21 protein-coding genes are annotated in these 22,863 nt (G+C 46.3%); 6 read left to right on the forward strand and 15 right to left on the reverse strand.

The features are described 5' to 3' along the window. Window positions 1-232 precede the first annotated feature (232 nt). The 4 genes from SSED_RS17330 to SSED_RS17345 all read right to left on the reverse strand — a co-directional run bounded on the left by SSED_RS17330 (window position 233) and on the right by SSED_RS17345 (window position 4,973). Window positions 233-832 carry a GNAT family N-acetyltransferase gene (locus tag SSED_RS17330; protein ID WP_012143648.1) on the reverse strand — a complete coding sequence of 200 codons (600 nt, stop codon included), beginning with the start codon at window positions 830-832 and terminating at the stop codon, window positions 233-235. A 3-nt stretch (window positions 833-835) separates the two neighbouring features. After that, entirely contained in the window at window positions 836-1,303 is a 468-nt protein-coding gene (locus tag SSED_RS17335) for a methyltransferase family protein (RefSeq protein WP_150104356.1), read from the reverse strand. Between the two features lie 60 nt (window positions 1,304-1,363). Next, the gene (locus tag SSED_RS17340) at window positions 1,364-2,023 is read right to left on the reverse strand and encodes a MarC family protein (RefSeq protein WP_012143650.1); all 660 of its coding nucleotides are present in this window, start codon (window positions 2,021-2,023) and stop codon (window positions 1,364-1,366) included. A gap of 124 nt (window positions 2,024-2,147) precedes the next feature. After that, window positions 2,148-4,973 (reverse strand): alpha/beta hydrolase family protein, encoded by a 2,826-nt coding sequence (locus tag SSED_RS17345; RefSeq protein WP_041421770.1) that lies wholly within the window; start codon window positions 4,971-4,973, stop codon window positions 2,148-2,150. A gap of 280 nt (window positions 4,974-5,253) precedes the next feature. Between SSED_RS17345 and SSED_RS17350 the strand changes: the two genes are divergently transcribed. Then, a complete protein-coding gene (locus SSED_RS17350; protein WP_012143652.1) occupies window positions 5,254-6,261 on the forward strand; it encodes an isocitrate dehydrogenase in 1,008 nt (335 codons plus the stop codon). 179 nt (window positions 6,262-6,440) lie between these two features. Here the strand turns inward: SSED_RS17350 and rlmM are convergent, their stop codons facing one another. The 4 genes from rlmM to SSED_RS17370 form a co-directional block, all read right to left on the reverse strand. Next, window positions 6,441-7,523 carry a 23S rRNA (cytidine(2498)-2'-O)-methyltransferase RlmM gene (gene rlmM / locus SSED_RS17355; protein ID WP_012143653.1) on the reverse strand — a complete coding sequence of 361 codons (1,083 nt, stop codon included), beginning with the start codon at window positions 7,521-7,523 and terminating at the stop codon, window positions 6,441-6,443. Between the two features lie 210 nt (window positions 7,524-7,733). Beyond that, a complete protein-coding gene (locus SSED_RS17360; protein WP_012143654.1) occupies window positions 7,734-8,123 on the reverse strand; it encodes a DUF423 domain-containing protein in 390 nt (129 codons plus the stop codon). After that, window positions 8,116-8,790, reverse strand: coding sequence for an alpha/beta fold hydrolase (locus SSED_RS17365; protein WP_012143655.1), 675 nt, complete (start codon window positions 8,788-8,790; stop codon window positions 8,116-8,118). Before SSED_RS17365 ends, SSED_RS17360 begins: the two co-directional genes overlap by 8 nt. Beyond that, complete coding sequence (locus SSED_RS17370; protein WP_012143656.1) at window positions 8,771-9,682, reverse strand: transcriptional regulator GcvA; 912 nt, start codon at window positions 9,680-9,682, stop codon at window positions 8,771-8,773. The genes SSED_RS17365 and SSED_RS17370 overlap by 20 nt, the downstream gene beginning before the upstream one ends. Window positions 9,683-9,863: 181 nt before the next feature. On the opposite strand from SSED_RS17370, the gene SSED_RS17375 reads away from it, so the two are divergent. Then, window positions 9,864-10,091, forward strand: a complete 228-nt coding sequence (locus tag SSED_RS17375; protein ID WP_012143657.1) for a hypothetical protein — start codon at window positions 9,864-9,866, stop codon at window positions 10,089-10,091. A gap of 267 nt (window positions 10,092-10,358) precedes the next feature. Here the strand turns inward: SSED_RS17375 and thiI are convergent, their stop codons facing one another. From thiI to pomA, 3 genes are all read right to left on the reverse strand, one after another. Continuing rightward, a complete protein-coding gene (thiI, locus tag SSED_RS17380) occupies window positions 10,359-11,813 on the reverse strand; it encodes a tRNA uracil 4-sulfurtransferase ThiI (RefSeq protein WP_012143658.1) in 1,455 nt (484 codons plus the stop codon). Between the two features lie 196 nt (window positions 11,814-12,009). Beyond that, window positions 12,010-12,987: a flagellar motor protein MotB gene (locus SSED_RS17385; RefSeq protein ID WP_012143659.1), complete on the reverse strand. Its 978-nt coding sequence runs from the start codon at window positions 12,985-12,987 to the stop codon at window positions 12,010-12,012. A gap of 4 nt (window positions 12,988-12,991) precedes the next feature. After that, entirely contained in the window at window positions 12,992-13,759 is a 768-nt protein-coding gene (gene pomA / locus SSED_RS17390; protein WP_012143660.1) for a flagellar motor protein PomA, read from the reverse strand. 434 nt (window positions 13,760-14,193) lie between these two features. Between pomA and xseB the strand changes: the two genes are divergently transcribed. Genes xseB through dxs form a run of 3 tightly spaced genes read left to right on the forward strand, consistent with a single transcriptional unit; the run spans window position 14,194 to window position 17,201 of the window. Continuing rightward, window positions 14,194-14,433, forward strand: coding sequence for an exodeoxyribonuclease VII small subunit (gene xseB, locus SSED_RS17395; protein WP_012143661.1), 240 nt, complete (start codon window positions 14,194-14,196; stop codon window positions 14,431-14,433). Beyond that, window positions 14,434-15,315, forward strand: a complete 882-nt coding sequence (gene ispA / locus SSED_RS17400) for a (2E,6E)-farnesyl diphosphate synthase (RefSeq protein WP_012143662.1) — start codon at window positions 14,434-14,436, stop codon at window positions 15,313-15,315. It abuts the gene before it with no gap. Window positions 15,316-15,335: 20 nt separating this feature from the next. Beyond that, on the forward strand, window positions 15,336-17,201 hold the full coding sequence (dxs, locus tag SSED_RS17405) for a 1-deoxy-D-xylulose-5-phosphate synthase (RefSeq protein WP_012143663.1): 1,866 nt from the start codon (window positions 15,336-15,338) through the stop codon (window positions 17,199-17,201). Between the two features lie 99 nt (window positions 17,202-17,300). Here the strand turns inward: dxs and grpE are convergent, their stop codons facing one another. After that, the gene (grpE, locus tag SSED_RS17410; protein ID WP_012143664.1) at window positions 17,301-17,930 is read right to left on the reverse strand and encodes a nucleotide exchange factor GrpE; all 630 of its coding nucleotides are present in this window, start codon (window positions 17,928-17,930) and stop codon (window positions 17,301-17,303) included. 93 nt (window positions 17,931-18,023) lie between these two features. Between grpE and nadK the strand changes: the two genes are divergently transcribed. After that, the gene (gene nadK, locus SSED_RS17415; RefSeq protein ID WP_041422269.1) at window positions 18,024-18,902 is read left to right on the forward strand and encodes an NAD(+) kinase; all 879 of its coding nucleotides are present in this window, start codon (window positions 18,024-18,026) and stop codon (window positions 18,900-18,902) included. Window positions 18,903-18,965: 63 nt separating this feature from the next. Here nadK and SSED_RS17420 read toward each other — a convergent pair whose 3' ends face one another. From SSED_RS17420 to SSED_RS17430, 3 genes are all read right to left on the reverse strand, one after another. Beyond that, window positions 18,966-20,054, reverse strand: coding sequence for a TonB family protein (locus SSED_RS17420; RefSeq protein ID WP_012143666.1), 1,089 nt, complete (start codon window positions 20,052-20,054; stop codon window positions 18,966-18,968). A gap of 147 nt (window positions 20,055-20,201) precedes the next feature. Beyond that, entirely contained in the window at window positions 20,202-21,548 is a 1,347-nt protein-coding gene (locus tag SSED_RS17425; protein WP_012143667.1) for an MATE family efflux transporter, read from the reverse strand. A 53-nt stretch (window positions 21,549-21,601) separates the two neighbouring features. Next, entirely contained in the window at window positions 21,602-22,657 is a 1,056-nt protein-coding gene (locus tag SSED_RS17430; RefSeq protein ID WP_012143668.1) for a CobW family GTP-binding protein, read from the reverse strand. Window positions 22,658-22,863 lie beyond the last annotated feature (206 nt).

A 22,863-nucleotide genomic window follows, 5' to 3' on the forward strand; every position in this document is an offset into this window, starting at 1 on the left:
CGAGCTTCCAAAACATGGATGTTTTGGCAGAGCCCACATGGGAGTGTCCATGGCGCCTCGCAGAAGTATCTGCACATTCAGCGAGCCGCAGGCTATAAATTATATTTGAAGTCATGCCATTCAATATCGAACTTAATACCGACACCGTCAGATGAATCATCCAAGAAGATACTTGAAACTTGTTATTCGATAAGTAAAAAATGGTGTTGCAACCAGAAGGTTTGCAATCTATTCACGGTGCTGTTTCTGAGTACTCTGGGTTTATCTTCGATGTCAGTCGATGGTCCTGCCACTGTCCGGCGATCTTAAGATAAGACTTCGCCAGTCCCTCCTCTTCAAACCCCAGTGATGAGAGCAGTTGGCCGCTACGTGTATTAGAAGGAATATAGTTAGCCATAACTCTGTGCAGGTTAAGCTCACTGAAAATATAGTCGACCCCAGCCGTTAAGATCTCTTTCATTAAGCCTTTGCCTTGATGCTCCCCGGCAATGGAGTAACCTAAGTTGCAGGCCTGAAAGGAGCCTTTGATAACATTGGTAAAATTACAAACACCAATAATCTCACTGCGGTTCTCGTCGCTACCGGAACAGGCTTGCTCATCTAATGCAAACGCAACGAAGTGCACCGCTCCGCCCACCGCAAACAGCTCATTACTCTCAAGTAGCCTCCGCTTTACCTTCGTGGGATTGAAATAATCAGGATCCCTTTCTGGTTCCCAAGGCGCTAAATGGGCGCTATTTTTCTGGTAATAATCGATTAATAGCTGATATTCATAATACTGCAAAATAGTCAGCATGGTTCGCTTTGTCTTAACTCTTGGAATCGTAAACATAGATTAAAACCACCTGCGAACCTGTTGCTGGTAACGAGTATACTCATCACCAAATTTACGGGTTAAATAGACCTCTTCGGGCCTGATGGCCACATAATAGATACCGATACAAGATGGGATCACACTGGTGATAAGCCAAATATGACTAAAGTAGAGGCCTAACCCGATTGGGATGGTACACAAGGCCAGATAGATGGGGTTTCTTGAATACTTATAGAGCCCGGTCTTAATAATTGATGAAGTCGGCTGCCAAGGCTCTATTGAGGTCTTTACCCGCTTAAACTGTAGCAACAAGGAGAGCAGTAAAATAAGCCCGGTCATCACCAAGCCCAGGCCGATATAGGTTATCACCGGCGCAAAGATTATCCCGATGGGAAATAACAGTTCATTTGCATGAGCCAATAACATAAACAGGATAAAAATAACCGGCGGGGGAATTTTAACTCCGGCACCTTTCAGATCTTTCTCCATAAACCTCTCCATATGCTTCTCCATTACTTCAGTTTGACAGGCGACGAGTCGGTATAACCGCTACCCGATAGCAAATGCGCCTTTTATGCCCTCTATGGCCATCTGAGTTCCGATGACGGCCAGGATCAACCCCATCATACGCGTAATAGCACCCAGCGCGGCACTCCCCAGGTAGTTGACCAACCTGCCGCCAAAAATAAAGAACAGATACGTCACTACGCATAGAGCGCCAAAGGTACCTATGGTGATCAGCATTTCGGCGACTCCCCCTACAGCAGAGAAACTCATCGCCGTCGCTATGGTGCCGGGACCTGCAAGTATGGGCAGTGCCAGCGGAGATACCGCAATACTCAATGCAGCCTCCCTCTGTGTATCGCCGCTCTTGGCTTTACTCTCCTCAACCTGAGCACTATCAGGATGATGCACACTGGAATTATTGCCCTGTAGCATATGAAAGCCAATTAAAAAAACCAGAAATCCCCCAGTGATACGAAATGCAGAGAGAGATATACCAAACAGAGTGAAGATAAACTGCCCCATCAGAGCAAAAACAGTGATGATAATAAATGCCAGCAGGAGTGCTCTGAAGGCAATCGCTTTCGTCGTCTGTTCATCCTCCTCAGAGGTTAACCCCAAAAATATCGGTACATTGGCAATAGGGTTCATTATGGCAAAGAACCCCATAAAAACTGTCCCAAGATGCAACCAGAGTCCATCCATCTTTCACCACTCCTTCACGCAGTTAATGCCCAATTCTTACCACAAAAACAGGCGCTGTCCATAAAAAAACCGAGCAATAAACTCGGCTTTTATTTTATTATCTTGGCAAAAAATCTCAGCCTAATTAGTCGGCCTTCTTATATTCGGTATATGCCTCGCCCTGAGTTAACCAGGCAGGTGCGGGTTTGCCCTTCAGATAGTGGTCGAAGTACTCCATCATACGAATGCTGTAATCGAGCTTATTCGGATACTTCTTCAAGTGATGTGGTTCATCTTGATATTGCAAAAAGACCACATCTTTACCCGCACGGCGCATGGCGAGATAAAGCTCTATTCCCTGCTCCCAAGGCACCGCATCGTCTTTATCGCCAAACATGATCATCATAGGCGTCTTGATACGTTCAGCATAGAAAACAGGCGAATTCTCAATATACTTCTGCGGCGCTCTGAACAGGCTCTCACCAATTCGGCTCTGTCCGGTTTCATACTGGAACTGACGAGCCAAACCACTACCATGACGGATCCCGCTATAGGCGCTGGTCATGTTAGAGACCGGAGCCCCGGTTACCGCAGCCTTAAAGATATGAGTCTGCGTGACGGCAAAGGCTGTTTGATAACCGCCCCAGGAGTGTCCCTGGATCCCGACAGCATCGGGGTCTGCGATACCCATTTCGATCAACTTCTGCACACCGGACGTCAATGCCTGAACAGAGGTTGCACCGGGATAACCCACCTCGAAACGAATATCCGGCAGGAAGATGGCATAACCGTTATCGGCGTACCAGGCAAAGTTAGGTCTATGGTTGAGTTTCATCTGGGGAAAGGCATGCAAGCGGTCACTCATAAAACGGTAGAAATAGACCAGTACCGGATAGCGCTTGCCCTCTTCATAGTTTGTCGGCTTAATCAACACACCATCTAACGGCTGTCCATCACCATTGGTCCAGTGAACCAGCTCAGACTGACTCCAATTAAATTTACGCTTCTGAGCATCCAAGTCGGTTTGACGGGTCGCTGCCTGTGGCGCTGAGTACTCTGCGGTATAGAGATCCGGAAACAGGTCGAAGCGCTCTTTCGAGAACACTAAGGTATTGGAATCTTTGCTGCGTGCGAGAGGTTTTATCTTATAATCCCCCTCCATCAAGGTTGTCACACCGGAGACACCAATTTTTGCCTGATAATAACCGTCACCTTTGGTCTTCTCGTTATAGCCATGGAGCAGCACCTGCTGATCGATAGCAAAGAGATCGGGGCTATTCTCATCCTCCACTAAGCCGGTGACTCGATATTGGATCCCCTGCTTACGTCCTTTACCCGCCGTAAGCTTGAACGCCTCCAGAGATTCTGTATTCATCTGCCAGATATCATATTTATCATAAACCAATAGACCGGCATCATTCTCTAGCCAGGGGCCAAAGCCATATCCAGGGGCATTAGAGGGATAATCATGGTCCTCATCGGCAAAAGAGACCTTCAAATCTTTGGTTAGATTATGTCTGCGATCTTGGGAAATCTGATAGAGATACACTTGCCCTTGCTGGTAGTAAGAGACAAATCGCTCCTTAGGAGAGAGGTTTGGCGCTTCATTTGTGGGCTGCTGAGTCAAGAATGGAATTTTGCGACCCGTATTAAGATCGACCAGATAATAGTCCCGATAAAAACCGGCCCAGGTGATCATCTTACGATAGGGAATATCCGAGCTGGCAATAACGAATCGTGACTGCTCCTGCAGCTCAATGTCCGGTACAGCTTCATCGGCTAACTGCACAAGGTTGTTTCCCTGCAGATGTAAAACGGCCAAATAGGTCCGTTCCTGCTCCTTCTTGTACTGTTTTACCTCATTGGGCTTAATACGTGCGTCATCACCGTGCCAGATACGCAGCTCACGCTGACCTGTGACTATCTTTTCGTTAAAGAGGTCGGCTTGGTTCTCAATCTTTTTGATCTCAAGCTGTTGGCTCACATGGGGAACCCGTCCAAAAAAGAGTCGGTTACTGTCTTGTGAAAATCTCAATGTGGTATAACGATTAAGTTTCCACTCATCATTAACGGGTGCAGGTTTAACGACTCCGGTTGCTATCTCAAGCAGAGACAACTTATATTCACGCCCATAGGGTGCACTTGCTGCCACGCCGTGGGTGAAGGCGATGTATCGGCCGTCTTCACTCAGCGATACCTCACCAATCTGTTGGTCACTGTACTGACGTACAATCTCTTTTTCGTTGCTATTGAGTTTTATTGATACCAGTTGATGCTTTTTCAATTTCACATCATTGCTTGCCAGCACCAGATGCTTACCTACTTTATCAAAATAGAAGCGGGTCACATTTTTAACGCTTTGCTTATAGCCATTTTTAAGTGAGATAAGCTGAAACTCGGTTCCCTTATCGAACTTATCAACTTTTTCCTGCTTACTTTTCTGCTCTTTTTTCTTACTGTCGGCGTTTTTATCGGTTTTTTTACTATCACCCTCTTTCTCTTCGGCTTCAAACCAAACGGCTAAGTGTGTTCCGGTTTCATTAAACTCAAACGTTTTAACTCTTTCAAAACGCGTTTCTATTCCGGATGTAGTGTCGAGTAACACCATGCCGGATTTGAGTTTTTTCTTCTCTTTGGCAGATGCCATCTCAGAATCGAGTAACGAATTTTTCACAACAAAAGCAACAAAACGGCCGTCTCGGCTCACTTTAGGCTTAGAACCGCCATCTACAGTAAACTTTTTGGACGATGTCAGACTCTTAACCAGTCCATGACTATCACCCCGATCGGGAGCCACCTCGACGGCCAACATAGTGCCGGAATCTGAAACCACAGGTTTCTTCAATGATTCAAAATGCATAATGTCATCAGGCACGATTGAATGAGAGTTGGAGGGGGATGAAGCGTAGGCTCCGGCAGTGAGCAGGCTCGCCGATGCAAGAATAAAAGATGCTATGGGTAGTGACTTCAAGGTCTTCCTCATTTTTCTTATTTTATTAACGTAAACCCAAGCCTTCATTAGACTAAAGTCGACTTTTTTAACCTTTAACGATCAATCATCGTCATAAGCCTTGTTTATTGCAAGTTCCACTATATAAAAAAATGTGAGATTGCTCACTATTTTCTGTAAAATTTGTTTAAAAGTGTTTAAAATAAAGCAGTGAACAATAAAAACAAATTCCAAGTCATACTACCGTGTCTTTAGACATGGCCAGACATAGCAGTAACGACAAACCGTGGAAGGACTCTCCATGTCAAAAAGAACTATAACCGTGATCCCTGGTGATGGGATTGGACCAAGCATTATCGATGCAGCCATAAAAATTCTTGATAAAGCCGGTTGCGATTTTGAATATGAATTTGCCGATGCAGGTTTAGCCGCGCTTGAAAAGCAAGGTGAGCTTTTACCCCAGCGTACCCTCGATATGATCGAGAAGAACCGTATTACTCTGAAAGGCCCATTGACTACGCCTGTTGGTGAGGGCTTTACCTCTATCAACGTATCATTGCGTAAGAAATTCAGCCTGTACGCGAATGTTCGCCCGGTTCTCTCTTTCAAAGGGACTCAGGCTCGATACGATAATATCGATATCATTACCGTTCGTGAAAACACCGAAGGTATGTATTCGGGTCTGGGCCAGACGGTCTCAGATGATGGCGCAACAGCTGAAGCGACAAGTATTATCACTCGTCAGGGTGCCGAACAGATCACAACTTTCGCTTATGAACTCGCTCGTAAAGAGAATCGTAAGAAAGTGACTATCGTTCATAAGGCTAACATCATGAAGTCGACATCAGGACTCTTCCTGAAAGTCGCCCGTGAAGTCAGCCAACGTTACCCTGACATCATCACCGAAGAGATGATTGTCGATGCGACGTGTATGAAACTGGTCATGAACCCTGAAAACTTTGACGTTATGGTAACGACAAACCTTTTCGGTGACATTCTTTCTGATCTCTGTGCAGGTTTAGTCGGTGGCTTAGGTATGGCTCCGGGTGCCAACATAGGTAAAGATGCGGCAATTTTTGAAGCGGTTCATGGTAGTGCGCCCGATATTGCCGGTAAAAACCTGGCAAACCCAACATCGGTTATTCTGGCTTCGATCCAGATGCTTGAATATTTAGGTATGGCTGATAAAGCGGAGAGCATCCGCGCCGCCGTTACCGCAGTGATTGCCGAAGGCGACCGTACTACACGCGACTTGGGCGGCACCCATGGTACGACCGATTTCACACAAGCTGTGATTGAACGATTATAAAAGCAGGTTCTAGGTTCTAGGTTCTAGGTTCTAGGTTCTAGGTTCTAGGTTCTAGGTTCTAGCAGCCTATACGCAAAGCCTATTTCTGCCCATCCTTGGGAAATAGGCATAAGCGTTCCATACGCAAAAGGCCCTATGTTTTCACATAGGGCCTTTTTATTGAATCTATAAAAACCTAATTAGCTAACCTGAGTCGGATTTAAACTCAGGTAAACCGTCACCTCATCACGGTCATGATAAAGGTGCTTACATTTTATCGAGAAGTTCTTTATCTCGTTCTCTTTAAGCACAGTCGCCATGGTCTCTAATATAGTCGTCACGTCTTGATAGCGACTCTTCATAGGCAATTTAAGATTAAACATCGCCTCTTTAAACCAGCCATTGATCGCCCAGGCTTCAATCAACTCAGCCACACGCGAAGGCTTCTCAATCATGTCGCAGACCAACCAATAGATATTCTTACGTGGCGGCTCGAAACGAAAACCATCGGCCTGGTAATGCTTAACCTGCCCCGTCTCCATTAAGCCTTCATCCATCGCTCCATTATCGATTGCGGCGACAAACATACCACGACGAACAAGCTGATATGTCCAACCTCCAGGACAGGCGCCAAGATCGACCGCATTCATGCCGCTGCTTAATCTCAGCTCTTTTTCCTCTTCTGGAATAAAGTGGATAAATGCTTCATCGAGTTTAAGTGTTGAACGGCTAGGTGCATCGCTGGCCATTTTCAGTCTTGGGATCCCCATTGGATAGGGAGAACTATTATTGCTAAAAGAAAAACCAACATAAGCCGTTCCTGAAGCCACAAAACAGACATGAATAATTGGGCGACTGCTACTCTCTTTTTTAAGTAAGTTTCCAGAGTTCTTCAACTTCTGTCTTAATGGGACAGTAAATTTACGGCAAAAAGTAGTTCGTTCTTTTGCTGCATCGGTATCCGGTGTCTCGACTCGTAGCTCGCCGGCATTTCTAACGTCGGATAACGCTTCCATGATTGGCGTGATCCGATCATTTTCCGGCAGGTTTTTCAGCAATGCTTTTGCCGCAAACATCTGTCTGGCAAAGATCAGAGAATCCAATTTGATCTTTTGCGCTAAGACAGCCGCATCACCGGCTTGAAAGCACTGAAAAATCACATAAGCATCGTTTTTATTGGTTTTAACAAAACCACCGATATCAAGTTCAGCCGCGCGATGCTGTATCTCAGCGGCACACTCTTTCTCATAGCCTGCACGGCAAAACAAAAATAGGTTAATCATTGGAATTCCTGGAACCAGCCAATAAAAAATGGCGACAATCGATATAATGGCCGCCATTCTACACTGTATATGCAGTTTTCTAAACAAGTCTGTTTCTATGGTTTAAACCACAGGTATGTTCAACCCTTTAACTCTATCTATCTGTTACCGTCCAAACGGCCAATGCAAAGCGGATAACTAAAAGCGGCTAAGTTCACAAATAAACTAAGTTTAATCGTTTAACTCTACTACCCGGTTTCGCCACACGGCCAAGGCTATAAATAACCAACCGAGTAGGAAACAGCCTCCTCCTAAAGGTGTGATGGGGCCGGTCCATTTACTTCCTACCAGGGCATAGAGATAAAGAGATCCCGAAAATAGCCCTATCCCGGCAATAAACAGGTAACCGGCCCAATCGATCAACCTGGATCTTAACCAATGACCCGAAAAGGCCACGGCTATCAGAGCGAAGGTATGATAAAACTGATACTCGACACCTAAGTTAAAGATGGCAATCATCTCCGGGGTCGTGACGTTTTTTAACCCATGTGCACCAAATGCACCTAAAGCAACCGCCATAAAACCACTCAGCGCCGCTAGCAATAGAAAACCTTTACGCATCTAACCCCCGAATAAAATCAGTACAATGTGTGATCGCAGTGGCTAGGTTAGCTCCTTGCGTCGTACCTGACGACTTTCTTGGTGCAAAACTATGATCGCCATCCGTTAACCAATGCAGGCTCACCTTATTCATCACAGGCCAGGTATCGACTAAACCTTTGCCGCCAAATTTGTCTCTCTCACCTTGAATGACACAGATAGGTGCCTTGCTGTTCTCTATGGGCTCCAGCCTTGGCTCCCCTCCCTTCAATGGAATAAAGGGGTACCCGAGACAGATAACACCATCGACATTGGTGTCCCCGGCAACAATGGCAGCCATGCGTCCTCCCATCGATTTTCCCATCAGAATAATTCGCTTTGGGGAGTACTCAGCTTTAATCGCCTCGATATGCAGATTGAAGTCTTTAATCAGCTTAGGGGCTCGATCGGGTGGTCGACGTTTACCATCAATGGCATTGGCACGCATATAGGGAAAATTAAAACGTACCACCCCAAAGCCTGCATTCGATAACCCCTTTGTCATCTCAACCATAAAGTCAGATTGCATATTTGCCCCGGCTCCGTGAGTAAATATGACGACAGTTCCATTCACGTCACCCTCTATTACACACTCACTCTGGAGCAATTCTTGCGCTTCCAGAGACGCTTTAACCAGGAAGTAGCTCACTGCGAGACTCCTCTTCAAACATATCTAGCATCCACTCTCTGAAGGCCGCAACCTTACCTATATCTGCATGATTTTGCTGACAAACCAAGTAGTAAGCATTCTTACTCACCAATACCTCCTGAAAGGGGCAAACCAGTCTGCCCGCCTTAATATCGGGCCTGGCAAGTACGCTATAACCCAGCGCAACACCTTGTCCATGAGCCGCCGCTTGCAGGACTAATGAAGAATGACTAAATATGGGCCCCTGATTCACATTAATATCATTAATCCCACATTGCCTAAACCACGCCTGCCAATCATGGCGACTCATATCATGTAAAAGCGTATGATTTTTAAGATCACTGGGTTTCTCCAGTGGTTTGGGACCATTGAGTAACATGGGCGAACAAACGGGAATTAACACCTCATTTTTTAACTTATCGGCTCTTAATCCGGCCCAACTCCCCTGTCCGTAATAGATGGCAACATCGACATCATCAGTCAACGAGCTATCTTCATTATCGACGGCCTTAATTCGAACATCGATATCGGGGTTATTCTCACTGAATTTGGCCAAACGAGGCACTAACCATTGAATAGCAAAACTGGGTGAAGTGCTGACTGTCAGTGAACCTATGGCACTTCTGGCAAGAAGTCGGTCTGTTGCATCGGCCAACTGAACAAAGATGTCTTTGATATCTAAAAAGTACCCCTGCCCCTCTTCAGTTAATAGCAGAGAGCGGTTCTTTCGACGGAATAATTTCAGGCCTAAATACTCTTCTAAAGCCTTTATTTGATGACTCACCGCAGCCTGAGTTACGAAGAGCTCTTCGGCTGCCCGGGTAAAGCTTAGATGCCTCGCAGCTGCTTCGAATGCTTTCACTGCATTTAATGGCGGTAAACGTCTAGACATAGTGATCCGGATCCCATCTTTTGATTAGTTTTTCTAATCCGTATTGTTACATTTTATCGTTTGTTAAGGGAAGTGATTTTGATTAAATTATGCGCCAACGAAATGAATAAAGTTAGGCAGCCTCTACGACGTAATCGGGGAGTGTCTGACAACCCGAAATGTCCGCCCGGAGGCGACCCATATGCTAAACCTTAAAACTGTTTTTGTTCTCGCTCTTCTCTCTACTGCGACGACCGTTAGCGCCGATGAAGTGGTTATCGATACGGCTGACCTACACGCAACAATTAGTGCTCAGCTGGCTGAAGGCATGGAGATGATGCAAAACAACCTGACTGAAGACATGAATACTATTTTAGTCGCAGAAGAGACTACAGATAAAACGACTGTGGTAGTTACTCGCGCAGAGTAAATCAACTCTCTTCGTTAAAAGCCGCGTCGCTACTCATACTAGCATCGCGGTTTTTTTGTGTCTGTAATAAAGGGGAAAGGGTAAGTTCATGACAGAGCACAGAGAGTTACGAGCTACGATGTTCTCTATGTAGGAGCGGCTTTAGCCGCGAATGTTACTGCAGATATAAAAAAAGCCGCGACCATAAAATAGTTGCGGCTTTTTAAATTCAGTATCTGTGTCATCTAAAGGACCCATAACAATCGATACAGGTCTGTGAGAGACGATTTAAGGACGATACACCTTCACGTTCTCATAACCCTGCTCTTGCAGGTATAGGGCCTGTAATTTACTCATCACGCCGCGATCGCAATACAGCAGATAGGTTTTAGCTTTATCCAGATCCGCAAATTGAGTTGCAAGCTTAAAAAACGGAATCGTTTTAATCTCAATACCTTCAAGCTTCAGAGGATCTTTCTCCTCCTCTTCCGGTGCTCTGACATCAATGATAACTTCATTAGAGTTGACGTCACCAACCGTTTCAGTTTCTGTTATCTTTGTATCCATGCTGGTTGCTATCTCTCTGATATCGATGATTTCGGCAGTTTCCAGGACACGTTCAATAAGATCGTCAGAGAACTTTTGCTCTTCGGCTTCAATTTTTGAAAGTACCGCTTTAACCGTTGGTTTTTGCGAGATAACCCCACAATATTCAGGAATCGATTTAGAAAAATCTTCGGTACCTATCTTACGACTCAGGTTAATAATATCTTGCTTATCCATCGCAATCAGCGGGCGTAATATTAACTGTTCGGTGCAACGATCGATAACATTCAAATTCGTTAATGTTTGGCTGGACACTTGCCCCATGGCTTCACCGGTTACCAGCGCCTGGATCCCCATTTTGTCAGCCAATCTTGCCGCCGTGCGCATCATCATACGCTTAAGGATAACTCCCATTTGACCATTATCAATTTTCTCCAGAATCTCGGTAACGACCGGGTCAAAAGGCACAGAGATAAACTTAACCTTATGAGACTCACCGTATTTCTGCCACAGATGATACGCTACCTGCTTAACACCAATCTCATGTTGATCGCCACCTAAGTTAAAGAAACAATAGTGAGTTCTGGAGCCACGTTTAATAAACTGGTAACTGGAAACGCCCGAGTCAAAACCACCCGAGATAAGAGACAGTACATCTTCCTGAGTCGCCATAGGGTAACCACCCAGCCCTTGAATACGATTAACAACCAGATAGAGATTTTCTCTGTCTATCTCTAAGTTGATGGTCATATCGGGATTTTTTAGTTTAACACCGGTAGCCTCAGTGAATTGATTTAAACCACCACCAACATAGCGTTCAACTTCGATCGACTTAAAGTCATGGTTACCCACACGCTTTACACGCACACAAAACGTCTTTCCAACGAGTTGTTCTTTATACAGAGCTAAGGTTTGCTGATAGATGTCATCAACAGATTCAAAGGTGCTTTCGTTGACTTGAAGTACGTGTGCAATACCCGGAATACAAGATAAACGGTCGGCAAAAGCCTCAACCAAGTCGGGTCTATCGCTTGGAACCAACACCATGATCTTATCCCACTCACGCTTAACCTTGGCAGACTCATCCACTTTTTTAAGCACATTTCGGATATTGGTTTCAAGCATCTTGGTAAAACGCATTCTTACCGGCTTGCTCTTCATCATGATTTCAGGAAATAGTTTTACGATAAATTTCATCAGGGTATTCCGAACGGGGGTGGGGTTTAAACAATATTACGCGCATTATACCAAGATCAATGAATGTTTGACTATCGGGAAATGGCAGAAACAGCGATGAGTCCACTTCAATAAGGGAGATAAGGCTGGAAAGTTTACCTTTTCCAGCCTTATTATTTTTCTGGTGCAGTGTTAAGAATAAAGCTTAGTGGCGAGGCTACTGACCTACCAAAATTTCATCAGACTCTTTGGGTTTACCCTGTTCGATGGCAATCTCTACCCGGCGATTACGTGCACGATTTCCCGGTGAATCATTGGCAACCAAAGGATCTGAGTTAGCCATGCCAACGACCTTCATTCTACGTTGATCAAATCCTTTGACGCGAATGAGTTCATGGGCAACGGCCACGGCTCGTTTACTGGAAAGATCCCAGTTGGAACTGTAGAGCTCATTACTGATCCGCATGTCATCGGTATGACCCGATACGGTGACAATCCCAGGCACATCTTTGAGCAACTCACCCACACGGCGTATAACGGGTTTAAATCTGGGTTGTAGGAAGCCTGAGCCCGATGAGAAAGCGCCCTTCTCACGGATCCTGATGATGATCTGCTGACCCAGAGATTCAATTTCGATAGCGCCATCGACAATCTCCTTATTGAGCTCCTGAGCCATCTTCTTAACTTCGTCGTTAATTTGATCTTGCGCCGCGGCTTGAGCCTTTGACTCCTCTTCAGATTTGGCTTTCGCCTCTGCTTCAGATTTGGACTCAGACTTTGACTCAGCCTCTTCCTGAGCAGTCGCTGAGGCTTCTCCCCCACGCTGCTCACCCCTTTGTTGCTGCACACCACCCGAGCTATCGTCATCTCCGGCTTGATACTCAAGCACAGGCTCTGTCATCTCATTCGTTTGCTGGTTGATAATTTCGATGGGAGTCGGCTCCGGGCGGCCGGGTCTGAACTCGAGTGCTATGACTGAGGTTCCCTTAGGAATATCTTTTACTTCGACTTTATTCTGTACACCAAATGCGTACTTCATCGAACCGGCGATCTGCTTAAACTTCATCACATCCATTTCGGAGAAGGCCAACAGCAGAACGAAGAAGCACATCAAGAGTGACATCAAATCGGCAAAGGTCGCCAACCAGAGCGGCGCTCCGGGTGGTGGACAGTCACACTTTTCCTTCTTTGCCATGGGGCTATTCCCCGTCCGTTGTGTCTATTTCTCGCTGCTTCTCTGAAATATAGTTCTTTAGGAAGCCTTCGATGACCCTAGGGTTCTGCCCATCCTGAATCGCCAACACCGCATCCATGATGAGGTTTCGATTCATCATCTCCTCTTTCATTCGTAGTTCAAGTTTACCTGCGATAGGGATCGCAACCATATTTGCCACAACGGCACCATAGAGTGTCGTCAACAAGGCCACGGCCATCGCTGGCCCGATAGATTTAGGATCGTCCATATTCGACAACATGGCCACCAAACCAATCAGGGTACCAATCATTCCCATCGCCGGAGCGACGTCTCCCAGGGCCTGGAAAATACTGACCCCCAGTTTATGCCGCTCCTCGGTGAGTGCGATATCTTTCTCGAGTGCGTCGCGTACCACATCGCCATCATGACCGTCGACAAGCATATCGACCGCTTTTTGCATAAAGCTATTGCCGATTTCGGCTTCTTCTAACGCTAAGAAGCCCCCCTTACGTGCGGCATCGGCCATAGTGATCGATTGCTCAATCAAGGCATCGGGCTTATCAATCTTAAAAATGAAGGCTTTAGCGGCAATTTTTATTGAACCAAGAAACTGTTTAAGGTTGTACTTCATCATGACGACAAAAAGAGAACCACATATTACAATCAGCACCGAAGGAACATCGATAAAAATGGCAATACCACCACTGCTGACCATCGCCATGATGACAAAACCAAACGCGCCAATGAGTCCTATCAGGGTTGCTAAATCCACAACTGCTCCTTAAATGAAACTGATTCCGGATGCGGTCCATCCGATCAGTATGAAGTTGTTTTTATTGATACGGCCAAGAAGTGCCATATCACAAAGTATTTTTACACCTTAATATACCCAACTTTAACACTAATCTCATCGTATATACCTTTTGTATAATCATCAAAATGAGAGTGTTAGTGACTGTGCTGCATTGGGTAAAGTGATTAAAGGGACCGAACCGAGTCCGAAAATGTCGATTCAATAATTATTCAAAAAATAAAAGCCCTACTTTCAATTATCGGACAGCTTACACGCAAGTTTAGCTACAAATTCAATTTTTTATAAAAAAACCTCGATAAAGCGTGCTATTGCACAAATATACCGCAGCCCGATTTGACCCTAGTCGCCGCCTGAGATACCTTGTCACACGCAATTTTCTAGGAAACGTTACCGTGGCTAAAAAACCTGAAAACCTCACTTTTGAAGAATCCCTTTGCGAACTTGAACGTATTGTTTCAGATCTTGAACAAGGCGACGTTTCCCTCGATGATGCACTTAAACAGTTCGAACGCGGTATAAAACTTGTTCGCAATAGCCAAGGTAAACTCGAACAAGCTCAACAAAAGGTCACGATCCTCCTGCAAGAGGATGAAAATGCCTCATTAGCGACCTATGCAACTGAGGGCGAATAATTGTTAGCCAGAGCCATCTCTCAATATCAGCAACGTGTCGATGAACAAATTAAATCTATTATCGACTCTCAAGCTACCACAGATCTGAAATTACAAGCGGCCATGAAACATGGGGCTTTAATTGGTGGTAAGCGTATCAGGCCATTTTTGGTCTATGCCATCGGCGATATGCTGAATGTTGCGCCAGAAAAACTCGACGCCTGCGCGGCCGCCATCGAATGTGTTCATGCTTATTCATTAATTCATGATGATCTTCCGGCTATGGACGATGATGCTCTGCGCCGGGGGCAGCCAACTGTTCATATTGCCTTCGATGAAGCCACCGCTATTTTAGCGGGTGATGCATTGCAAGCCTTAGCCTTCGAAAGCATCTGTGAGCCCATAAATGGTATTACACCAAGCCAAAATCTGGCCATGGTGAGAGCCTTAGCTAAAGCCTCAGGATATTCCGGGATGTGTGGCGGTCAAGCCATGGATCTCAATGCAACCGACAAGCAGATCGATCTAGCGACACTGACCAAGCTGCATAGATTAAAAACCGGCGCCCTGATCCGTTGCGCAGTTGAACTACCGATGATCGCAGCGGCTGTCACTGTAGAAGAGCAAAATTTGTTGATGGATTTTGCTGACGCCATTGGGCTGGCATTTCAAGTGCAGGATGACGTACTCGATATCATCGCCAGTACCGAAGAGCTGGGGAAACCTCAGGGTTCCGATTGTGACTCCAACAAGAGCACCTATCCCAGACTACTGGGATTAGAAGGAGCACAAGCCACTGCCCAAAGTTTGATTGATGATGCCCTATCAGCGCTGACAAAATTACCATACAATAGTCAGCTAATTGCCGAATTCGCCCGTTTTATCATTGAGCGAAGAGTATAATAAAGAGACAAGTTATCTCGATGAGTTTGGATATATCTAACTACCCTGTGTTAGCACAGGCTAATACCCCTGATGAGCTACGACAGCTCCCTCAAGCAGTATTGCCTCAATTGGCAGACGAGCTTAGAGGTTTCCTTTTGAAATCTGTGGGTAAATCTAGTGGTCACTTCGCTTCAGGGCTTGGAACTGTCGAGCTCACCGTAGCGCTTCACTATGTTTATAACACCCCCTTCGACCGTCTGATTTGGGATGTAGGCCACCAGGCCTACCCACATAAAATCCTGACTGGTCGCCGTGACAAGATGCACACCATACGTCAAAAAGGGGGAATACACCCTTTCCCTTGGCGTGAAGAGAGTGAGTACGACACCTTCAGTGTGGGACACTCAGGTACCTCTATCAGCGCGGCGCTCGCAATGGCTGTAGCAGCTGAAAAAGAGCAAGCCGGACGCAAAGTGGTTTCAGTCATTGGCGATGGTGCCATGACCGGCGGCATGGTGTTTGAGGCCATGAACCACGCAGGAGATCTGCACAATGATATGTTAGTCGTGCTCAACGACAACGAGATGTCTATCTCTGAGAATGTCGGTGCGCTGAATAATCACCTGGCTCAACTTATGTCGGGACGTTTCTATACTACGATTCGTGAAAGTAGTAAGAAGGTCCTTGAAGGTATGCCAGTCATCAAAGAGATGGCAAAGCGTACCGAAGAGCATCTCAAGGGCATGGTGGTTCCCGGCACTATGTTTGAAGAGCTGGGCTTTAACTATATTGGCCCTATCGATGGCCATGATGTTGATGCATTGGTCGAAACAATGCGCAATATGCGTAACCTGTCCGGCCCGCAAATTTTACATATCATGACCAAGAAAGGTCGTGGATATGAGCCGGCAGAGAAAGATCCCATCGGTTGGCACGCCGTACCTAAATTTGATCCCTCGACGTTTGAGAAGCCTGCTTCTAAACCCAGTAACCCAACCTTTTCACAGGTATTTGGTAAATGGTTGTGCGATGTCGCCGAGAAAGATGACAAGGTATTGGGTATTACACCAGCCATGCGTGAAGGTTCCGGGATGGTTGAGTTCTCTCAACGTTTTCCGAAGCAATATTTCGATGCCGCCATTGCAGAGCAGCACGCAGTCACCTTAGGTGCCGGTTTTGCTTGTGAAGGGTTAAAGCCCGTAGTGGCTATCTATTCGACCTTCCTGCAACGTGGTTATGATCAGCTTATTCACGATGTCGCGCTACAGAAGTTACCCGTATTATTCGCCATCGACAGAGGTGGTATTGTCGGTGCCGACGGCCCCACACACCAAGGCGCCTTCGATCTTAGCTTTATGCGTACTGTGCCTAATATGGTCATAATGGCGCCATCGGATGAAAATGAGTGTCGTCAGATGCTCTATACCGGTTATTGCTACAGAGAAGGCCCCACCGCAGTTCGCTACCCCAGAGGCAGCGCGACGGGTGAGCCTCAGGTTGAAGAGATGCAAGCATTACCCATAGGTAAAGGCTTAATCAAGCGTCAGGGGCAGAAAGTCGCAATTCTTAACTTCGGTACTCTGCTTGCCGATGTGTTAACCGCCGCCGAATCTATCGATGCGACGGTTGCCGATATGCGCTTTGTCAAACCTCTCGATGTTGAGTTGGTCAAAGAGCTTGCCAGTTCCCATGACCTGCTCGTTACCGTCGAAGAAAATGCCATCATGGGCGGTGCAGGCTCGGGAGTCCTGGAACTTCTGCAGCAACTTAAACAGCCGATGCCGGTACTGCAAATCGGTCTACCCGATGAGTTTATTAAGCATGGGGCTTCGGGTGAAATTCTTGCGGAGCTAAGACTCGATGCTGCGGGTATACTGGAGCAGATTGAAGAGTACTTAAAGTAGCCTTCAGGCTTACCTTTGGGCATATCTTAGATAACGCTCAATAAAAAAGGACTGCAGATGCAGTCCTTTTTTTATCAATCTTTTTACTCTCAATATAACTTAAGCCTGTGTATCTACAGCGGCTCCGCCTTGAGACACCATGACCATAGCCGGTCGTAATAGACGCTCGTTAAGGATGTAGCCTTTCTGCATAACCATCATGACTGTGTTAGCAGGAAAATCCGGGCTTGGTTGCATACCGATAGCCTGATGATGCTCTGGATTAAAGGTTTCCCCCTGAGGGTTAACCACTGTCAATCCAAACTTTTCAACCGTACCAATAAAGCTCTTCAGTGTTAACTCCACACCTTCATAGACAGCTTTAGTCGCCTCAGCTTCAGCATCGGTTCCCTGAAGCGCGCGCTCCATATTGTCAATCACCGGCAGAAGTTCATTAGCAAACTTTTCAAGGGCAAATTTACGGGCTTTCTCAACATCGATAGCGGCACGACGACGAATATTATCAACCTCGGCAGCGGCTCTGATAACAGAATCTTTTTGCTCATCAACTTTGGCTGTCGCGGCTTCTAATGCCTGCTCAAGCTCTTCAACACGAAAGTTTGCCTGAGTAAGTTCATCCATCAAACTGGCTTCACCTGTAACAGTTTCATTTTCATTATCTGTGATGATTTCACCCTCAACAGCTTCATCTACTTGGTTCTGTTTCGCTTTACTCGAATCGTTGCTCATTCTAACTCCAGCTAAAAATACTTTGTTTCTGCGTGCTCTGAGGATAATATGGGGATCACATTCAAGGTTTCAAGCCCTAGCACTAAGATAAATATGCCTAAAACGTTTCAATCTATTGGCCTGATTGGCAAGCCTAACCACCACGGCACAAACCTGACCCTAAAACGTTTGCATCACTGGTTAACGATGCAAGGTTTCGACATCCTGGTAGAGGAGAGAGTCGCTGCCGATATCGGACCTCAGGCTGTGTCAGTCGATCTACTCGAGATAGGCGATAGATGCGATCTCGCCATCGTCGTTGGCGGTGATGGCAATATGCTGGGTGCGGCGCGAGTGTTAGCCAGGTTTGATATCGGTGTCATTGGTGTCAACCGTGGCAATCTGGGATTTCTGACCGACCTGCCCCCCGACTCATTCGAAGCCGAACTAGGAAAGGTGCTCGATGGACAATTCGAGACCGAACACCGGTTTCTGCTCGAAGCCGAGGTGCATCGCCACGGCCATATGAAAGCGAGCAACACAGCCGTGAATGAAGCCGTGCTCCACCCGGGAAAAGTGGCTCACATGATCGAATTTGAGGTCTATATCGATGACGACTTCATGTATAGCCAACGCGCCGACGGCATGATTGTGTCGACCCCTACAGGCTCTACCGCCTATTCACTGTCGGCTGGAGGAGCGATTCTGACACCGAACCTTGAAGCGCTAATCCTGGTCCCTATGTTTCCTCATACCCTCTCCTGTCGCCCAATCGTGGTCGATGCCTGTAGCACCATAAAACTGGTGGTATCACCGGATAACGGTGATAACCTGGAGGTGAGTTGTGATGGTCATGTCACCTTAGCGGTACTGCCGGGGGATGAAATTATCATAAAAAGAAGCCATGAGCGCCTCAGACTTATTCACCCTAAAGGGCATAACTATTTCCACGTATTAAGAAGTAAGCTCGGCTGGGGAAGTAAACTGTTTTAATCTGGGCTCGACGATGCTGTATATAAAGCCGCTAACTTAGCGGCTTTTCTTTACTAGGATAAGCTATCTTTTTCGCTCGATGGTAAACTCCATTCTGACTCTTGTCTCTGCAGCAATGGGCGAGCCATCGACAAACTTTGGCGCATAACGCCACTGTTTTAAGGCTTTGATCGATTCATCACTGAATTTACTCCCACCTTCAGAGTCGAGTATTTTAGGCTCCTTCACAAAACCCAATTCATCGACAAGAAATGACACTTCGGCCCAGCCACTCTTGCCCCGCCTAACATATGAGAGAGGATATTCAGGGGGTTGACGATACAGCGGCACCTGCTCTTGATCATCGAGCCAGGGACGCATACTACCGATAGCGATGCAGTGCTCGGTAGACTTATCACTCTCCCCCTCACGCTCATAGAGTTCCACCAGATATGCGTGAGCCTTCAACTCGTAGGGGTGGGTATAATTGAGCGCTGAGAATTGTTTCACCACCTCATTCAGCAGGGGGATCGCTCTGCTGTTTTTCTTCTCGACGAAATGAATTGAGCCGGCTATGTATGCCGCTTTCACTCTGGTGAGCGAGTCTTGTGGCAACTCCTCTTTATAGATCTCGTAACCATCCAGTGCGTAGTTACGAATTTTTCTGTTATAGAGACGGGTTTTGGAGAGGGTAGTAAATGCAGCGCTGAGGGTATCGGCATGCAGTATCCGGTTTTCTGCATCGGAGGAGATATCGATAGCATCTTCAAACAGAGACCTGGCCGTTTTAGGATTTGAACTCGTTTGCGCAGCGCCGATAAGAGGGTCTAACACCTCAAGAGCATCTTCACCATGGCTCGATTGATAAACTTCAAGTGCCAACAGATAGAGTGAATTCGCCTGCTCTTTTTGATCTTGCACTTCGAGTGCTGTGGCATAGTTTAACGCTAAGGTTGCCGTATCCAGGCTTTTTGCCCCAAACTGCACTGAGCCTAGCTCATAAGCCTCTCCTGCATACTTGAGCGCCAGTTCACTGTTTTTCTCTGCGACGGCTTGCTTGTAGGCGGTGTAGCTTTGTGAAAATTCAGAGGCGAAAGCACTGAAACAGCTCATACTCAGGCAACTTAGCGTAACAGCTGCAAACAGATGGCGAAGACGAATTGATGACGTCATAAATATCCTTATTCATTAATACTTCTTTATCGGCAGATCGAACTGTCCGAGATAGTTAAGAGACGAAGTAATCTTCCATGTTGGTCACATTCTATATCTCAGCCCTTAAATCTATCTGATTTATCGATCCGAGTATAGATTAGCGGCCTAATTCAATCGTGCCGATACCCTTTTCAGGGCGAACATCATCCAACACACCAATATCGTGCTGCAACACGCCAGAGAGACCCAGACTCCCTTAACGCCGAATGCCCAGGCAAACAGACAGATAACTAAAGCGATTAAGACAAGCTTCATGCCGGTCAACATGGAGGCTTCTCTGGAGCAGTTAATCGCCTGGAAAAAACTCGCCCCGACCAATAGCAGCCCCTCCATCGGCAAGCCCCAGAAGTAGAGTCGCATCCCCTCTATGGCATAGGGGGTTAGTTGCGGGTTATCACCGGCAAAGATATAGACCATCCAAAAGGGCTTGATGTAGATGAACAATAAACCGACAAAAGCCGTTACCAAGGCGATCCCAAACGCAATTTTCAAGGTTTTAAAGACCCTGTCATAGCGCCCGGCACCCGCATTAAAACTGAAGATAGGTTGAGTACCGAAGGCGATGCCTTCAAAAATAAGGTAGAAAAATGCCTCGGTATAACTCACCACACCATAAGCCGCCACATGAATAGGCGTACCGACCCACAAGAAGGCCATGTTATGCAGCGTTAAGACTATCGTTAGGTAGAGGCTCAACAGAAAACTAGGCAGACCGACCCTGAGGATATTCAGGCAATGGTCGAGTTTAAGCGACATCTGCTGCCAGTTAATACGTAAACGAGTATTAGCAGTAAAGAAATGCTGTAAGCAGAGTAAGCCGGTGACCGCTTGCGAAATCATGGTTGCGATGGCGGCCCCCACTAACCCGAAGGGAAAAACGACGATAAACAGCCAGTCTAATACCGCATTCAGACAGCCACCCAAGATAAGCACATAAGTGACGAAACCTGGCCTGCCGTCATTTCTTAATAAAGCGCTGAAGGCCATCGAGATTATAGGAAAATAGCCGAGAGCAAAATACCAAAAGAGGTAATCATAGGCGCTGTTTAATACCTCTCCCTCCGCCCCCAGAAGTTGTAACAGTTCACGAGAGTAACGGGTTCCAAATAGAGCAAAAACAGTTCCTGAAATAAGGCATAAACTGAAAGTATTTCCGAGTATTTTTCGAGCCTTAGCAACTTCTCCCTGACCTAAATTTATGGAAACCAGCGCCGCACCGCCCATACCAAACAGGGCGCCTATGGCATAGAGTACAGCACCGATGGGATAAGCCAGTATCATCCCAGCCAGACCGGTTTCTCCCAGGTAATGACCAATGAACATGCCGTCGATAGCGACATAGATCCCCGTCACCAACATCGAAGCAATAGTGGGAATGGTATATCGCCAAAAAAGCTTATGAATTGGATCGTTAACTAAAGCCTGGTCTTGGGAAGACACATCAGCACTCATTCAGACTTACCGTTTATTTGTTGTTATTGTTATTTTTATAGAACAGCAAGATATCAAAAACTTAACCGCTTAGATATAGCGAGCAGCCTCTTCTCCAGCGCCTCGCTATCGGCTGAAGTTAACGTAATAATCTCTATTCTCGAGTCCATCACATCATCGAGTTCGATAACACTGAGTTCACCATCAATTAAATTAAGCCCGGCTATCCCCTCATCGGTGATCAATACCGCCTTAAGCCGAGTCACATCCAACGACTTCACCAGACTAATGACCTCATCGAATAAAAACTCATAACTGAGATCGAATATCCAACCACAACTATAAAACCCCTCTCCCTTATTGAGCTTTTTTATCAGACCGACCTCATTAAACTCACTCTCGATAACCGATGGTTCGAGAGCAAACAGGTCATGGGCTTGAGGCCTGAGCATGCTCTGTTTGGTTCCGGCGGTAGGCGCAGGAATCTGCGCTTTCCTGTCTAACAGGTCAAGTAACTCACCGGACAGCCCCGTCGATTGAGATTGCTCTATACTCATCTGCATCAATACGCCATGCTCGGACTCATAGCTTCTATGGTTCTGCTCAAGAAATGAGACTAAATTTGTATAGCTTTGCTCTGAGTAGAGATCTGATTTAGCCGCCAGCACAATATCCGCAACTTCCAGTTGCTGATTAAAGATCTCATGCTCCCGATATCGGGCATCCTCAATTTTTCTGGCATCGACCAGGCAAACTGTCGACTTTAGGTCGATGATATTGTGGTAATGAGGCTCACTGAGTACCTTAAGCACCTCTCTGGGGTGCCCAAGCCCCGTAGGTTCGATCAATAACCGGTCGGGTTTAGCTTTAGCTATCAACTGATTTATCGCCACCTGCATAGGCACACCAGCCGCGCAGCACATACATCCGCCAGCGACTTCCCGGATCTCGATAGCCTTCTCGCCACCTCCAAGTAAAGCCGCGTCTATGCCTACCTCACCAAATTCGTTGATCAACACGGCCCACTTTTCATCGGCGGGTTTACTCAGGAAAAGCTGCTTAATAAAGCTGGTCTTTCCAACCCCCAGAAAGCCTGTGATCACATTGGTAGCGATAGGTTTGATTATCATAGAGAGATCTCAATAGCACAAAGAAAGCAGCACAGTGTAGGCATTAATCATGAGAGTCTCAATAACAAGTCGACTGCGGATCTGAACACGGAACAATATGTGCCAAAAAAAATGTAGAAATGAGCCCCCAGAAAACATGCACGATAGTACAACATAACCACAACAAGCCATTAAACAAAGTAAATTTTGCGTGAAATAGCCGCAAA

The organism is Shewanella sediminis HAW-EB3 (assembly GCF_000018025.1).
Classification (GTDB): Bacteria; Pseudomonadota; Gammaproteobacteria; order Enterobacterales; family Shewanellaceae; genus Shewanella; species Shewanella sediminis.

Coding starts and splice junctions, on each gene's coding strand:
- grpE (WP_012143664.1), bottom strand. CDS start 17,930: ATGAGCAACGATTCGAGTAAAGCGAAACAGAACCAAGTAGATGAAGCT.
- SSED_RS17335 (WP_150104356.1), bottom strand. CDS start 1,303: ATGGAGAAAGATCTGAAAGGTGCCGGAGTTAAAATTCCCCCGCCGGTT.
- SSED_RS17375 (WP_012143657.1), top strand. CDS start 9,864: ATGCTAAACCTTAAAACTGTTTTTGTTCTCGCTCTTCTCTCTACTGCG.
- dxs (WP_012143663.1), top strand. CDS start 15,336: ATGAGTTTGGATATATCTAACTACCCTGTGTTAGCACAGGCTAATACC.
- SSED_RS17370 (WP_012143656.1), bottom strand. CDS start 9,682: ATGTCTAGACGTTTACCGCCATTAAATGCAGTGAAAGCATTCGAAGCA.
- SSED_RS17425 (WP_012143667.1), bottom strand. CDS start 21,548: ATGAGTGCTGATGTGTCTTCCCAAGACCAGGCTTTAGTTAACGATCCA.
- SSED_RS17420 (WP_012143666.1), bottom strand. CDS start 20,054: ATGACGTCATCAATTCGTCTTCGCCATCTGTTTGCAGCTGTTACGCTA.
- rlmM (WP_012143653.1), bottom strand. CDS start 7,523: ATGATTAACCTATTTTTGTTTTGCCGTGCAGGCTATGAGAAAGAGTGT.
- SSED_RS17350 (WP_012143652.1), top strand. CDS start 5,254: ATGTCAAAAAGAACTATAACCGTGATCCCTGGTGATGGGATTGGACCA.
- SSED_RS17340 (WP_012143650.1), bottom strand. CDS start 2,023: ATGGATGGACTCTGGTTGCATCTTGGGACAGTTTTTATGGGGTTCTTT.
- SSED_RS17385 (WP_012143659.1), bottom strand. CDS start 12,987: ATGGCAAAGAAGGAAAAGTGTGACTGTCCACCACCCGGAGCGCCGCTC.
- thiI (WP_012143658.1), bottom strand. CDS start 11,813: ATGAAATTTATCGTAAAACTATTTCCTGAAATCATGATGAAGAGCAAG.
- nadK (WP_041422269.1), top strand. CDS start 18,024: ATGCCTAAAACGTTTCAATCTATTGGCCTGATTGGCAAGCCTAACCAC.
- SSED_RS17330 (WP_012143648.1), bottom strand. CDS start 832: ATGTTTACGATTCCAAGAGTTAAGACAAAGCGAACCATGCTGACTATT.
- SSED_RS17360 (WP_012143654.1), bottom strand. CDS start 8,123: ATGCGTAAAGGTTTTCTATTGCTAGCGGCGCTGAGTGGTTTTATGGCG.
- SSED_RS17430 (WP_012143668.1), bottom strand. CDS start 22,657: ATGATAATCAAACCTATCGCTACCAATGTGATCACAGGCTTTCTGGGG.